This is a genomic window from Bradyrhizobium sp. Arg237L, from assembly GCF_029990105.1.
Taxonomy (GTDB): Bacteria; Pseudomonadota; Alphaproteobacteria; order Rhizobiales; family Xanthobacteraceae; genus Bradyrhizobium.
On record NZ_JAQMIL010000021.1, the window covers coordinates 103,372 to 117,223 of the forward strand.

Annotated in this window: 10 protein-coding genes and 2 pseudogenes; 6 read left to right on the forward strand and 6 right to left on the reverse strand. The window is 59.4% G+C overall.

Annotation, left to right across the window (positions count from 1 at the left end):
- The first annotated feature begins 1,775 nt into the window (after positions 1–1,775).
- Complete coding sequence (locus OZ411_RS15430; protein ID WP_282528668.1) at positions 1,776–2,783, forward strand: alpha/beta hydrolase; 1,008 nt, start codon at positions 1,776–1,778, stop codon at positions 2,781–2,783.
- 298 nt (positions 2,784–3,081) lie between these two features.
- Here OZ411_RS15430 and OZ411_RS15435 read toward each other — a convergent pair whose 3' ends face one another.
- Positions 3,082–4,041, reverse strand: a complete 960-nt coding sequence (locus tag OZ411_RS15435; protein WP_282528669.1) for a zinc-binding alcohol dehydrogenase family protein — start codon at positions 4,039–4,041, stop codon at positions 3,082–3,084.
- A 207-nt stretch (positions 4,042–4,248) separates the two neighbouring features.
- A complete protein-coding gene (locus OZ411_RS15440) occupies positions 4,249–4,851 on the reverse strand; it encodes a TetR/AcrR family transcriptional regulator (protein ID WP_282528670.1) in 603 nt (200 codons plus the stop codon).
- A gap of 154 nt (positions 4,852–5,005) precedes the next feature.
- On the opposite strand from OZ411_RS15440, the pseudogene OZ411_RS15445 reads away from it, so the two are divergent.
- Positions 5,006–5,403, forward strand: a pseudogene (locus OZ411_RS15445) (RidA family protein).
- Between the two features lie 104 nt (positions 5,404–5,507).
- Positions 5,508–6,515 (forward strand): NAD(P)-dependent oxidoreductase, encoded by a 1,008-nt coding sequence (locus OZ411_RS15450; RefSeq protein WP_282528671.1) that lies wholly within the window; start codon positions 5,508–5,510, stop codon positions 6,513–6,515.
- A 57-nt stretch (positions 6,516–6,572) separates the two neighbouring features.
- Here OZ411_RS15450 and OZ411_RS15455 read toward each other — a convergent pair whose 3' ends face one another.
- The 3 genes and pseudogenes from OZ411_RS15455 to OZ411_RS15465 all read right to left on the reverse strand — a co-directional run.
- On the reverse strand, positions 6,573–6,722 hold the full coding sequence (locus tag OZ411_RS15455) for a hypothetical protein (RefSeq protein ID WP_282528672.1): 150 nt from the start codon (positions 6,720–6,722) through the stop codon (positions 6,573–6,575).
- A complete protein-coding gene (locus OZ411_RS15460) occupies positions 6,722–6,955 on the reverse strand; it encodes a hypothetical protein (RefSeq protein WP_282528673.1) in 234 nt (77 codons plus the stop codon). Before OZ411_RS15460 ends, OZ411_RS15455 begins: the two co-directional genes overlap by 1 nt.
- A 42-nt stretch (positions 6,956–6,997) precedes the next feature.
- A pseudogene (locus OZ411_RS15465) lies at positions 6,998–7,181 on the reverse strand (LysR family transcriptional regulator); the annotation flags it as partial.
- Between the two features lie 889 nt (positions 7,182–8,070).
- On the opposite strand from OZ411_RS15465, the gene OZ411_RS15470 reads away from it, so the two are divergent.
- From OZ411_RS15470 to OZ411_RS15480, 3 genes are all read left to right on the forward strand, one after another.
- On the forward strand, positions 8,071–9,282 hold the full coding sequence (locus tag OZ411_RS15470) for an ABC transporter substrate-binding protein (protein WP_282528674.1): 1,212 nt from the start codon (positions 8,071–8,073) through the stop codon (positions 9,280–9,282).
- 25 nt (positions 9,283–9,307) lie between these two features.
- Positions 9,308–11,281 carry an AMP-binding protein gene (locus OZ411_RS15475; protein WP_282528675.1) on the forward strand — a complete coding sequence of 658 codons (1,974 nt, stop codon included), beginning with the start codon at positions 9,308–9,310 and terminating at the stop codon, positions 11,279–11,281.
- 182 nt (positions 11,282–11,463) lie between these two features.
- Positions 11,464–12,474, forward strand: a complete 1,011-nt coding sequence (locus OZ411_RS15480) for an NADP-dependent oxidoreductase (protein ID WP_282528676.1) — start codon at positions 11,464–11,466, stop codon at positions 12,472–12,474.
- 427 nt (positions 12,475–12,901) lie between these two features.
- On the opposite strand, the gene OZ411_RS15485 is transcribed toward OZ411_RS15480, so the two are convergent.
- Positions 12,902–13,852, reverse strand: a 951-nt coding sequence (locus OZ411_RS15485; RefSeq protein ID WP_282528677.1) for an acyl-CoA dehydrogenase family protein, incomplete at its 5' end; no start/stop codon positions are given.

Consider the following 13,852-nt stretch of genomic DNA (forward strand, 5'->3'; position numbering starts at 1 on the left):
ATCTGCCGATGCCACGCAAATCAAGCTCAGCCGCCCATTGAGGTAACTGTGCCGCGATCGAGTACTCAGACAGCTTCTGCCGTGACACGAAGGCCATCGACATCGGTGGCGGCGACCCGGCCGGACAGGTAGCGATGTTTCCCAGCTGTCTTGCCGCAAGCCTCCGGCCTCTCGCTCGGGTCAACCGGCTTGTAAGGCAGCATGGCGCTTTGTTTTTCGAGACGAGGGATGTGAGCTTGGTCTGGTTCGGACGTCGCTTGGCTTTAGTGTGTCACGTGTTGGACTGAGCTCCGATCGCTAATCGACCTCGACCGGCCGGTCGGGATCCAAAGTGTAAAAGAGAACGAGAGCCGCATCGAACTTGATATCGATAGGATCTAACATGTCACGCCAGAGACAACTTCGACGCGTCGCAGCTGCATCTTTCCTCGTATTTGTGACTTCGCCGGCGAACGCGCAGTCGGCTCCGTTCTCGGGCTTCGCGGGCTCGTGGTCCGGAAACGGAAGTATTTCAATGTCAGACGGTTTGAAGCAGCGGTTGCGCTGCCGTGCGACGTACCGTGTATCTCTCGACGGAGCGACACTACGGCAGACGCTTCGTTGCGCAAGCGACAGCTACAAGTTCGAGTTGATCAGCGATGCCATCAGCGAGGGAGGGCGCCTGTCCGGGTCATGGACTGAGGCATCCCGTGGTATCAGCGGAAGCCTGCAAGGAAGTGCTCAAGGAAGCCGAATGACTGCAACCGTCGATGCGCCCGGGTTCAATGCTAACTTAGCGCTCACGACATCCGGAAACGGGCAGTCAATATTGATAACCTCCGAGGGCGACATCAGGAACGTTTCGGTTTCGATGACAAAGGGCTGATGCCGCTCGGAAAGAATTGCGTCTAGGTCGTAAGACATCATTGACCGGAAAGCCCTGCACTGTGAACCGCGCTACAACCGATGTCCCTGTCTGCTGAGCGTGTCGCAGGATGCGCGGTGTCTCAGAAGGTGCGTGTATTCATCCTTCCTTTCTAGACTTCCTTTCGGCGCTGCTAAAGTAATACACGGTTTAAAATGTTGACAGCTGGCCTTGGAAGCGACCACGCATTCGAGCGGAATCATCGTGTCGTATTTCAGTTATTTAGAGCATGAGCTTGCTGAGGAAATCGCTTCCTCTTATGGCTGCATTGAACCTGTTCGTTTTGTAAGCCACATACTCTCGGCTCGGGTCGAAGGGTCGAAAACGCCGCATTTTGGCCCGAGCGCGATAGGCCCCGCGTTTCGCACGCGCGAAGGGGGCGGTGCTGCCGCCGTGGATTGGAGTGACGTTGCCATATTTGGAACGCAGCGTTCCTAAACGGCGGACTATCGGCCAGGATGCAACCTCGTTAGCTTACTTCAACTCTAGGAGTGTTTGCCTCGGTTGCTGCTCATGTACGCACTTCGGACTCCGACAATAGGGTCGAATCGATTTAACGATCGTCCCCGTTCAGGCGCTGGGGCTACTGCGGTGGTGTGGTGACCGTTGCGTTTGGTCGATTTCGGTTCGGCCCTAACCTGCGACGGTAGCGGGTTAGACTTTATTGGTGGCTTAGCTGACGCGCTGACGAACCGCTGGATCACGACTATTTGGGGGGGGGGGAGCGGGATCGATGATGTGCCGACGACGGTCGGCTCGCTATAACATGACAGCTTTGATCGTAATTTGCGCCATCACGCTTGGTGGTTGCGCGCGTCGGCCCGGGCCGGGGGTGCTTGAGCCCGTTCCGAGCGTTGGCGCGGCGAAACTTGTGAAAGTCTTCGTCGCGAGCACTCGTGCTGCGCAGCCTGAAGCGCCGGTACCTCTCGCCGAAGGTGGCGCTGCAACGCCAGCGTACTTCCGCTATGTGATCTCCATCCCTCCCACTCATAGGCCTACCGAGATTGAGTGGCCAACATACGCTCCTGACCCAGCTAGGCATTTTTCAGTCGTTTCGGCAGAGCGTCTCGATGAAGAGAGGTTCCTGCTCGAAATCGGGCAGGCTGCTGCTCGCGGTGATTCACTTGGCCACGACGTCGGCATCTTCGTTCATGGTTACAACAATAGTTTTCAAGAGTCGCTGTTTCGGACGGCTCAGCTCGTTGCTGACTCGGGTGCGGGGCCGTCCGCGGTTCTATTCTCCTGGCCGTCAAAGGCAGAACTTACCGGCTATATCGCCGACAAGGATGCGGTGACCCTCTCGCGCGACGCGCTCGCCCATCTTGTCACGCGGCTTGCGGCCGAGCGTGGGGTGAGGGGCGTCAAGCTCGTCGCGCATAGCATGGGGTCTTGGTTAACCATGGAAGCCGTTCGGCAAATTCGCATCGCGTCGGACGTTCGAACTATCGAGAAGCTCGACGATGTAACGCTCGCGGCGCCGGACATTGACACCGAGGTGTTCCTTCAGCAATTACGCGTCATCGGCCGCCTTCGCTCGCCCATCACAGTGCTTGTCTCCAAAGAAGACCAGGCTCTGTCGTTCTCCAGGTTTCTCGCGGGGGGACAACTCCGGGCTGGAGCGGCGAACATCGACGACCCCCGCGTCATCTCAGGGGCGAGGACCGCGAATGTCCGTGTCGTCGATATATCCGGCCTTGCCACGTCGGCGGGAGCCGGCCATGACGGCTTCTGGGCGTACTCTGCGATCTACGGCCGGCTTCAAACAAGCCGTGACGGGCTAAACGCGTCGGAGATAAGTGCAGGGGTGTACGCCCTCGACGTATCCGACAGGCTAAGGCCTTTGGACGCCCACCTCGAGCGGAGAGCCGCGGTCCCGTAGCGCTTCGAGCATGCACAGTTCGAAACACTTCGGCGAAGCGGAAGCAGCGATCGCGGATCTTTAGTTCTTTAAGGCGCCGCAAGCGTGAACACCGGCGCCATCCTGACCGCCGACTGTGGCGCAATCGTCTAGGACGCACTTAGCCCGTCCCTCCAAGGCTCGGCCTAACAGGGCCGGGCCTTAATGCGCTGTCTCGGCGTCATAATCACGTTCTGCAATGTGACTGAACGCCATGCAGCGTTTGTGAACGACCGTACGCGCTCAAGGATCGATGCATCTTGGGTCGGGTCCACAGTCGTCAGGGGATTAGAAGGACACGGCCAAGAATCCTGTTGTCCTCGGCATGACGGTGAGCGGCGGCAGCCTGAGCTAGTGGAAATCGTCGATCGATCGGCACGGTGAGCCTGCCTTGCGAGAGGTCAGCAAGCATCGTGTCGACAGTTCGACGCGCTTCTGGACGTGAAAACACGGTTCCCATGAACACGCCAAGGATCGATTGATTGCGCTGCAGCGCCTGCCAGAGGTCCACCGTCAATGACCCACCGCCCGCATTTCCTACGGACACCAGACTTCCTTCATCGCGGAGCGCTGCAAGAGAAGTCGCCAAGGTGGCGCCGACCGGATCGACCACCAGGTCGACGCCGCGATTGTTGGTGAGATCACGAACCACATCGGCGACGGATTCGCGGTTGTGGTCGATGACACGCGAGGCGCCGAGCTCGATCAGCCCCCTGGCACGATTCTCGCCGCTTGCGACGGCAATCACAGTCGCTCCGGTTTGATGGGCAAGCTGCACCGCTGCGATTCCGACGCCCCCTGCTGCACCTTGAACCAAGACAGTGCTTCCGCTTGAAAGCCGTCCTCGTGCAAACAGGCAATGGTGGGCCGTTCCAAAGCCAATCGGGATTGCTGCGGCTTCGGCAATGTCTGCGCGTGCAGGTAATATCCAGGTCTGTTGCGCCGACACGGCGCGGAGTTGCGCGTGAGAACCACTCAGCCCCCAGGATGTGACCCGATCGCCAATATCTCGATTCGTGACTTCGTTACCGATCGCTACCACGGTCCCGGCTGCGGCATAACCGACAATGTATGCAGGATGCGCCGGCGGGGAACTGCGACGGTTGATCACGTCGCCGCCCTCAAGGGAAACAGCTTCCACGTGAATCAGGATGTCTCCAGAGCCAATCTCCGGATCCGGAGCGTCGGAATAACGAAGAACTTCTGGCGGCCCGTTTTGATCATACACTGCAGCTTTCATCGCTACTTCTTCTCGTGCTCGAGGCAGATCGGGACAATTGATGCTGCTTCGGAGTCTGATGGCCCGTGCAGCGCCGATACCACCACAACTACCACCGCACATTTTGCTACGCTCGTGTTGTTGGGCGCCCATCTGTGTCGCAGAAGGTGGAACGCAAGTGACTTTCGTCTACTGCCGGGAGGCATGGCCATCTCGGATGGCTCTCGTTCACGCTCGGCGCTGATCCGCCAGTAGCCCTGCTGCCATCAAACGGAATGCATTGACGGCCTTTGGCAGGGCTACTCTTGGTTCGTCGCTGGCGGCCACCCACAAGGCTGCATTCAATGCCGCTCCGTTAAGCAGGCGGGCAGCGGCTTCGACGTCAACGGGTTTGAGCACATGTTCGGAGATAAGGCCCGCAATCTTCTGTTTCGTTACTTGGATGCAGGCGTTCTGGCTGGGCCATCGCGACGGATCTCCAAGAAAGGCAGGACCATCGAGCAATACAATTCGTTGTACCTCTGGATCTAGCGCCAACTCGATATAGGCTTCGCTTTCGGCAAGCAGCCCTTCCCAATCACTGTCCGCTGCGGCGCCGGCTTCTGTCGCGTGTGCCGCCATCTCGTCATCGATCTGGGCCACAACAGCCGCGAGCAAGCCCTTCTTGTCGCCAAAACTGTGGTAGAGCGCACCGCGCGTTAAACCCGCTTCCGCGGTCAATTCGTCCATGGACGCGGCGGCAAACCCTTTCTCGGCGAACGCCTTTCGCGCGGCCAATATGAGTTTAGCTCTATTTTCCTCCATCGTTTCGATACGCCGCTTGGCTGTCATCTGCGCCCCCTTTTCATATACGGAGCGCATGTGAATTGACATACGCGCCGTATGTCCTATATTCACATACGGACCGTATTTCAATTGGCGGTTCGTCCGGCCTTGCCGAACAAGATCAGCCAACGGCCCGAACGAGGGCAATGGAAGGACTCCCATGCTACATCGCGAAGCTATTTTCCCTCAGGACCGCCACGCTCTGTACGAACGGCACGGATATTCGGCGGCGATCGCTCCGGCGACCTGCTATTCGTGTCCGGTCAAGTCGGAAGCCGAGCCGACGGTTCGCCCGAGCCTGACTTTGAAGCACAGGTCAGGCTCGCATTCGCCAATCTCGAAGCGACACTCACAGCAGGAGGGTGCACATTCGACGACATAGTCGACGTGACCACCTTCCATACGAATCCAGAGAAGCAATTCGGCACGATCATGACGGTGAAGAGCGAGAACTTCCCGCGAGCCCCCTTTCCGAACTGGACGGCTATCGGAGTCAACTGGCTCGCCGGCTTCGACTTCGAGATCAAGGTGATCGCCCGCGTGCCGGACAAGTCCTGACCTGTGGCAGTCCAATGTAGCGATCGGCCCGCCGAGCGGCTGGGCCCGGCCACGACGGGCTGCAGCAAGCGAGAACACAGGCGTTGCCTGCAAAGGGGTTTGTCATGTCACTGGATCCCATTCTTCTCATTGGTGGATCGGGCATCGTCGGTCGACACACTGCCAGGTATCTGCGAGCAACGGCGCCGGACGTTCCCCTGCTTATCGGCGGGCGGAATCTCAGCAAGGCACGGAAGATCGCCGGGGAAGTTGGCCAGGCGGAAGGAGTAATGCTCGATCTGACGGCGGATGATCTGAGCATCGGCGGTCAGTCAGTCAGCGCCGTTGCGGTTCTGTTTCGGGACGAGGCCCTGTCTGGCTTCCGCTTTGCCCGAAAGCGAGGCCAGCCCTACATCGGAATCTCCACGGGTATCAGCGAGATCGGCCCCGAGGTTGCGGGCTTCATGCAAGATCCCACCCGCTCGGCGGTGGTCCTTGGCACGGAGTGGCTGGTCGGCGCGACATCGGTCACCACCCTCGCCCTGGCACGGCGCTTCTCGCAGATCGATGAGATCCGCAGCGGCCTGCTGCTGGACGATGAGGATATGGGCGGACCAGCACAGGTGTCAGACCTCGAAGGGCTGACAAACGTGCCGCCTGCGGCTCTCGCACGTCGAAACGGTAACTATGTTTGGCGTTCCGGGGAGCAGGCCAGGACGCGTTTTCGCGCCTTTGACGGCACACGGATGGACGCGAACACAATCTCGCCGAACGATATCCTTGCGCTGGTAGCCGCGACGAACGCGCCGAATGTCGAAATCAATTTGGCGATAGGCATAAGCTCCAGCCGCAGACGCGGCGAGTCGATGTCGACCGAGATCGTGATTGAACTCCAGGGAAAGGACGATACTGGCCGCCCCCTGTCTACACGCCACGCTGTGATTCATCCGCAGGGCCAATTTCCCCTTACCGGACTCGGCGTGGCGATGGTTCTCGAGAGGTGCCTGGGGCTAGACGGGCAACCGCCAGCGCCTGCGGGCCTCTATTTCCCGTGCCAACTGCTCGAACCTGCGCGCTACCAAACCCGACTTGAAGAGATCGGAGGACGGATTCTGGCTCTGGAGGCGCCATGAAAAGCGTTCTGGGCTGCCGTCAGTGCTGGCAGCCGTCGGTCCGTTTCAGATTTCGCCTCACTGTTTGATGGCGCGCAGAATGGCTTCGAGCCGCTTCTCACCGTCCGGCGTTTGCGCACCTTGCTTAAGTCCACCGCGGATGAGGCGACCGGCGGCAGAGTTGGCGAAGAGCTTGCCCCACTCCTCCTCTCGCGCAAATGCAACCATCAGATCAACGGGAGGCAACACACGTTGGCCGCCTGGGCGATACCATCAGGGAGTGCCGCAATGTTGCGCGCCAGACCAGCAACAAACCCGTCGAGCTCTTCTGCCGGCAGTGCCCGATTGATCCACCCATAGGCTGCGTCATCTTCCGCACTGCGCAGTTCGGCGCGAGAATGATCTTCAGCACCTTCACGTGCGATCTCGTCTAAAGCATGAGGCTCGTCGATGAGTGTCATGTCGACATGGGCGATGAAGAGGTCGGGGTTTCCACTCTCAGCGGGCGCAGCGATATGTAAGCGACCCTGAAGCTCCCTAAAAGGGAGGATGGTCCCCTTTGCATTGTCAATCTCGCTGCGGGCCTGCGCCGCGCAATCGCGAAACGTCGCACCGGCCGGCGACGCCGCGCGTCGTTCGCGCGAGTAATTGAATTCCTAACTCCTTCTCGAGCCGAGCAAGCTGCCGATTGCAATTTTATGAGTCGCTCTCGCTTCGGAATTACTCGCTCATTTTGGTCGATATGACAGTCCTATGAGTCACATGACACGCCGACACCGCGACATTTCGTCCAAGGCCCGGAAGCGAGCCGTCGAACCTGCGATCGTACTCATCATGTCAGAATGTTTTCGCCTTCAATACGAGACGCGCACGCCGCTGAACTCGGAAGACTTCTGTCCGCGGACTAGGGTCAAATCCGACAAAGTGGAGCCCAAAATGCATATGAGTTTTATAGAACTCTTTAATTGTTTGACATTGGTTCGGAACGCCCGGCCTATTGGCCAGCCAAGCGGAATTGGTTTCTGCGCGCGATTTTATCTCACGTTTCGGCGTTTGGTTCCCATGCACATGCTCCACCGCATCTTCCTATCGACGGCAGGCGCCGTGCCGTTCAGTTCGTCTGTCTGTGTCGCTCCGCTCATACGGCATCGGCGTGTCGACCATGCCGATCCATCCCGCGAACTGCGCCTCAAGCACATGATCCGCTGCGCCGATATAAATATAGCGGCTGCGGAGGTCGAAAGCGTCGTCAACGTCGCTCTTTGCGTTCGGCAATCTGCCGTTGTTCCGCGTCCCGATCCCATGCTTCGGGGAGAAGTCGTCGCGCTCATCTCTGCGAAAGCGCCCGGCTCGGCAGTTGCGGCGAAGCCGTATTTGCTTTCTGCGCGAGCGCATCGGCCTACGGCAAACTGCCTGCGTGGATCACCTCTATCGATGCGCCGCCGATGACACCAACACAAGATCCAGAGGCACACGCTTCGATCAGCCGGAATCCGGCCAAATGGCCGAAAATTTTCGGTTTGCGCTCCACGTCAAAAAATAGCCAAACAGGCTTGAAGGATACCTGGAGGAAACAATGAAGAAGATCCTGAAATTTTTCACCCTCGTCTGGATCGCAACGCTGATGACAACATCGGCGCGCGCACAGATATCGGATGACAGCGTCAAGATCGGCGTGCTGACGGATCTGAGCGGCGTGTACGCCGACGCCGCCGGTCCGTTGTCAGTAGAAGCCGTTCGGATGGCGATTGCGGATTTCGGCGGCAAGGTCGCCGGCAAGCCGATCGTCATGGTGGACGCCGACCACCAGAACAAGGCGGACGTCGGTGCTGCCATCGCGCGGCGCTGGTACGAAAATGAAAAGGTCGACGTCATCGTCGACCTCGTCAACTCGGCCGTGGCCTTTGCCGTGCAGGAATTAGCCAAGCAGAAGAACAAGGCAATTTTGGTTGCTTCGGCAGGTTCGTCGGATCTTACCGGCAAAGCGTGTTCGCCAAATTCCGTACAATGGATCTACAACACCTACGCACTCGCCAATAGCACGGCGCGGGCGCTCGTCATGGAGGGCGCCAAGAGTTGGTATTTCTTGACCGTCGATTACGCTTTCGGGCACGCGTTGCGCAATGATGCGGCCAAGACGGTGGAAAGACTCGGCGGCACTATCGCCGGTGAAGTTCGCTATCCGCTCAACAGTATGGACTTCTCGTCCTATATCCTGCAGGCGCAAAGCTCCAGGGCCGACGTCGTCGCGTTCGCCAATACTGGCGGCGACCTGGCAAACTCGATCCGGCAGGCTCAGGAATTCGGACTTACCAAAGGCAAGCAGCGCCTGGCGGTGTTCCTGATGCAGAGCGGCGATATCCACGCTATTGGATTGCAGGCAGCACAAGGTCTGCTGGTGACAACCGGCTTCTATTGGGATCTCGACGACCAAACGCGGGCCTTCGCCAGGAAGTTCATGGACAAGACCGGCAAACGACCGAATATGGTTCATGCCGGGCTTTATTCAGCGGTGACCAATTATCTTAAGGCCATCGAAAAGTCCGGCACTGACGACGGCCCGAAGGTGATCGCGCAATTGAAGTCGATGCCTATCGAGGATTTTTTCGCCCGCAACGCGTCGCTGCGTGAAGACGGCCAGTTGATCCATGACATGTATCTGGTGCAGGCCAAGTCGCCCGCCGAATCGAATGGGGCATGGGACTACGAAAAGCTAGTTCAGGTGATCCCCGGCAAGGATGCGTTCGTGACGCCGGAAGAAAGCGCCTGCCCGTTGCTCAAGAAGTAACGCACTTGCGCGTGAGAGAGCCCGGATGACTGACATGAACGATGCAACGCCGTATATCTGGACGCCGCCATCGGAACTGGCGGCGGCAAGCAATTTGACCGCGTTTCTGCGTGCCACCGGCCAAAGCGATTACGACGAACTTGCGTCAAGAGCAGAAGCCGATCCCGCATGGTTGATGCAGGAAGTCTTCAAGTTCTGCGATGTGAGATTTTATCGCGACTACGACCAGATGCTGGATGTTTCCAGCGGTCAGGCGTGGGCGCGCTGGTGCGTCGGCGGCACCACCAATATCGTGCTTAATTGCCTCGACAAGCATCGCGACACCGCGGTCTGGGACCAGACGTTCCTCGTCTGGGAAGGCGAAGACAAGCGTGAACGACGCTCGCTGACCTACCGTGAATTCGACCTCGAAGTCGGGCGTTTGGCGCAGGGGCTCCACGAAATCGGGATCGGACGCGGCGACGTGGTCGCAATCTACATGCCGAATCTGCCGGAGACGTTGGTCGCCTTCTTTGCCATCCTGAAACTCGGGGCGATCGTCATGCCGCTGTTCTCCGGGTTTGGCCCTGCGCCCATTCAGGCCCGCTTGAATCATGGAGAAGCAAAGGCTGTCATCACCGCTGACGGCACATGGCGGCGCGGTACTTCGGGGCCGCTCAAATCTGTGCTCGACATGGCCCTGGAGGCCTCGCCGACCGTAAGACACGTGATCGTCGCGCGTCGCGGCAATCTTGCGATCGACACGCCGATGCGGAAGGGCCGGGATCTCTGGTGGGATGATGCCATCGCCGGCAAGGGCGGCCTGATTGAAACCGCCGAGATGCAGGCGGAAGACCCTGCGATCCTGCTTTACACCTCGGGCACGTCGGGCGAACCGAAGGGATGCGTTTGGAACCATATCGGGTTCATCGGATCCATGGTGACCCGCGACACGATCATCTGCGGCGATTTCAAATCGACGGATCGGTTTTTCTTCTTCAGCGATATGGGCTGGATGGTGGGCTCGATGTGCGCTTGCGTCCCGAGCTTCGCCGGTGGCAGCTTGCTGGTAGTCGAAGGTACTCCGGACTATCCGGATACGGCGCGTTTCTGGCGACTGATCGCCGAACATCGGGTGACCTACCTCGGTGTTTCGCCGACGATCGTGCGCGGTCTGATGCGTTACGGGATCGAAGTCGAATCCTACGATCTTTCCAGCCTGCGGATGACGGCCTCTGGCGGCGAAGCGTGGGCCACAGCGCCTTGGCTGTGGTTCTTCGAGCACGTTTGCAAGAAGAGGGTCCCGATCATCAACATGTCGGGCGGCACGGAAGTCGGTGGCTGCATCTTCACGGGGACGCCCAATCACCCGATGAACCCGGGCTCTTTCGCGCGACCCGCGCTGGGCGTGGGCGCCGACATCGTCGATTTGACGGGGCAGCGCGTCCCCGATGGGACGGTCGGCGAACTGGTTCTGCGGCATTCCTCGATTGGACTGACCAAGAGCCTGTGGAAGGCCGATGCGCGCTATATCGAAAGCTATTGGAGCACACTGCCTGGATTGTGGGTGCACGGCGATTTCGCGATGCGTGGCCGGGACGGACTTTACTACATTCTCGGCCGCTCCGACGACACCATCAAGATCGCTGGCAAGCGCACCGGGCCGTCGGAACTCGAAGGCATTCTGATCGCGACCGGCAAGCTTGCTGAAGCCGCGGTATTCGGCATTCCACATCCAGTCAAGGGCTCGGCCATCGTGTGCGCCTGCGTGCCGATGCCGGGCGTCATGGGCGATCGCAGCCTCGAAAACCAACTGTCGTTGGCCATCGTCGCAGGGATGGGCCCGTCTTATCGCCCGGAAATGGTTTTGTTCGTCGATGATCTGCCGCGCACCCGCAATATGAAGATCATGCGTCGCGTTTTACGCGCCGTGTTCGAGGACAAGGATCCGGGCGACCTCTCCGCGTTGGCTAATCCCGAGGCCGTTGACATGTTACGCGAAAAACTGGCCGGCAAGTAAACCGACCCGCAAAGCCGAGCAAACCCGACTTTGCTATCTTATGCCTGCATCTCGAAGGAGACACGCAGGCCCTTCTCAAGTCTCGGCGCCAAGGTTGACTAGCGAAGAATTCGACGGTCTTCCTCTATCCAAGATTGGGCGGCATCGTCTTCCGAATTTGACCTCAACAGGAACCGTTGTCTATGAAGAACAATCGCAATCGCCAGGTCGTTCTGAAATCCCGGCCGGCTGATATTCCGCAGGCCCACGATTTCGAGATCGTCGAGTCGGAGGTTCCCGATCTGCTGGATGGGCAGATCCTGGTACAAAACGTCTTTCTTTCGGTCGAACCTGCTATGCGCGGTTGGGTCAGTAGCGTCGCCAATTATTCGGAGCCCGTGCGCATCGGCGAAGTTATGCGCTCGTTCGCCGCCGGCGAAGTGCTACAGTCGGCGCATCCGGACTTCAAGCCGGGCGACAAGGTGATGGGCATGTTCGGATGGCAAGAATTCGCCGTCGTCGGACCTGCCGCCGTCACGCGCAAGGTCCAAGAAGACGACCTGCCGCTTTCGCTCTCACTCGGCGTCACCGGTCTCAACGGCATCACCGCCTATTTCGGGCTGCTGGACATCGGTCAGCCGCGCCCCGGCGATACTGTGGTGGTGTCGACCGCGGCGGGCGCGGTGGGGTCGGCGGCCGGCCAAATCGCGAAGCTCTCGGGTTGCCGAACGATCGGGATTGCCGGCGGACCGGCGAAGGTCGCGCAGTGCCGCGAGCTGTTCGGCTATGACGAGGCGTACGACTACAAAAGCGACAATCTGGACTTGGCGCTCGGCAAGGCCTGCCCACGCGGGATCGATCTCTATTTCGACAATACCGGTGGCGTCATCAGCGACACCGTACTTCGGCATCTAGCCGTCGGCGCGCGCGTAGTGATTTGTGGAACTGCTTCGTTCCCGACTTGGGATCCTTGGCCGAACGGTCCGCGCGCCGAGCGCCACTTGCTGGTCAAGCGCGCACGAATGGAGGGTTTCGTCATCTTCGACTACGCGTCTCGATACGAGGAGGCTGTTTCTCGTCTGTCACAATGGATTCGCGATGGACGATTGCGCTATTCCGAAGACATACAGAACGGCATCGAATGCGCGCCGGCAGCGATCGCCGGGCTCTACCGAGGGGAGAATACCGGCAAGCGGCTGATCAGAATCCGCTGAAGATGCTTTCGCAACGCTAAATGCAGGATAGGCGTGCCGGCCATGCGAGAATTTCGCGGGCGACGGTGTGCCGCCTTCTCACGCGCGTTGCGAAATCTCCGGTCTGCCGGAGCAGGATCGCTCATTCGAATCATAGTCGGTCGCCGTGTTGCGTGAGACTCGGGCACCAGACACTGTCGCGGTTCCTCAGGAATTTTCCTACCCGAGTTGTCGAAACTCGCACCGGAGCACAATGCTTTTCCGCCTGCAGCGAGAACGCCGGCACGACACTTGCCATCGCCTCCGCGTCGGTGATCTGCCGGATAGACGATAGATCGAAGAAGTTCAGCGACAGCCTGCGAACTTCCATGAGCGCGCCGTCGTTCAGCGAGGGAACTGATGCGGCATCTGCTGCAGCGGTAGTGAGCGGCTCCTCAGAATATTGACGTCAGCGTAGGCCGAGCCCGCGCGCAATGATTCCGCGCAGAACCTCGGTGGTGCCGCCCTGAATGGTGAGCTTGGGAGCAATTTTGAGGTTGAAGGCGAGGCATTCGTCAAGGGTAGCGAGGTTGCTGGCTTTGGCATCGACGAAGGCGGCGAGATCGCGCACCGCGTGTGGCAACCGCTGCTCCCAAATCGTACCTATGTCCTTGACGATGGCTGCTTCGACCACCGGCTCCCTGCCGGCTTCGAGCATTCCGGCAACAGAGACCGACATGCGCCGTAGCGTATGGAGTTGCGCCACCAGTCGCCCCAGGCCTTCCGCCGCGCGGATATCAGGATCCGGTCCGAGCGAGCGAACCAGTTCGGTCAGAACCGCGTAGGTTTCGAGAAAGCGTTCAGGCCCGCTGCGCTCGTAGGCGAGTTCGCTGGTTGCCTGCTTCCAGGCGCCGTCGATCTCACCAAGCAGGTTGCCCTCAGGAACGAACGCATTCTGAAACACCACTTCGTTGAACTCGCGCTGCCCAGACATCTGGCGGATGACGTTGCAGGTGATGCCTGGCGTTTTCATATCCACCAAGAACGACGTCAGGCCATGCCGCCTGTTTTCCTTAGTGGGCGCCGAGGTCCGGAACAGGCCGATCATGTAGTCGGACACGTTGGCGTTGCTGGTCCAGATCTTGGTGCCGTTGATCAGCCAACCGCCATCAGTCTTTGTGGCCTTGGCTTTGGCCGCAAACAGGTCCGATCCCGAACCGGGCTCGCTCATTCCGATACAGAAGCTGGCCTCGCCGCGGATGATCCGGGGTAGGATGGACTGCTTGATATGCTCTGACGCATAGCGGATCAGCGTCGGACCGCTCTGCCGGTCAGCGACGAAGAACGAGCGAACCGGCGCGTTGGCTACACACATCTCTTCGGTCACCACGTAGCGCTCCAGAAAGCTGCGCTCCTGACC

What these genes read in the sequence shown, in the direction of transcription:
- OZ411_RS15455 (WP_282528672.1), bottom strand. Translation starts at nt 6,722, where the DNA reads ATGGTTGCATTTGCGCGAGAGGAGGAGTGGGGCAAGCTCTTCGCCAAC.
- OZ411_RS15440 (WP_282528670.1), bottom strand. Translation starts at nt 4,851, where the DNA reads ATGACAGCCAAGCGGCGTATCGAAACGATGGAGGAAAATAGAGCTAAA.
- OZ411_RS15450 (WP_282528671.1), top strand. Translation starts at nt 5,508, where the DNA reads ATGTCACTGGATCCCATTCTTCTCATTGGTGGATCGGGCATCGTCGGT.
- OZ411_RS15480 (WP_282528676.1), top strand. Translation starts at nt 11,464, where the DNA reads ATGAAGAACAATCGCAATCGCCAGGTCGTTCTGAAATCCCGGCCGGCT.
- OZ411_RS15435 (WP_282528669.1), bottom strand. Translation starts at nt 4,041, where the DNA reads ATGAAAGCTGCAGTGTATGATCAAAACGGGCCGCCAGAAGTTCTTCGT.
- OZ411_RS15460 (WP_282528673.1), bottom strand. Translation starts at nt 6,955, where the DNA reads ATGACACTCATCGACGAGCCTCATGCTTTAGACGAGATCGCACGTGAA.
- OZ411_RS15470 (WP_282528674.1), top strand. Translation starts at nt 8,071, where the DNA reads ATGAAGAAGATCCTGAAATTTTTCACCCTCGTCTGGATCGCAACGCTG.
- OZ411_RS15475 (WP_282528675.1), top strand. Translation starts at nt 9,308, where the DNA reads ATGACTGACATGAACGATGCAACGCCGTATATCTGGACGCCGCCATCG.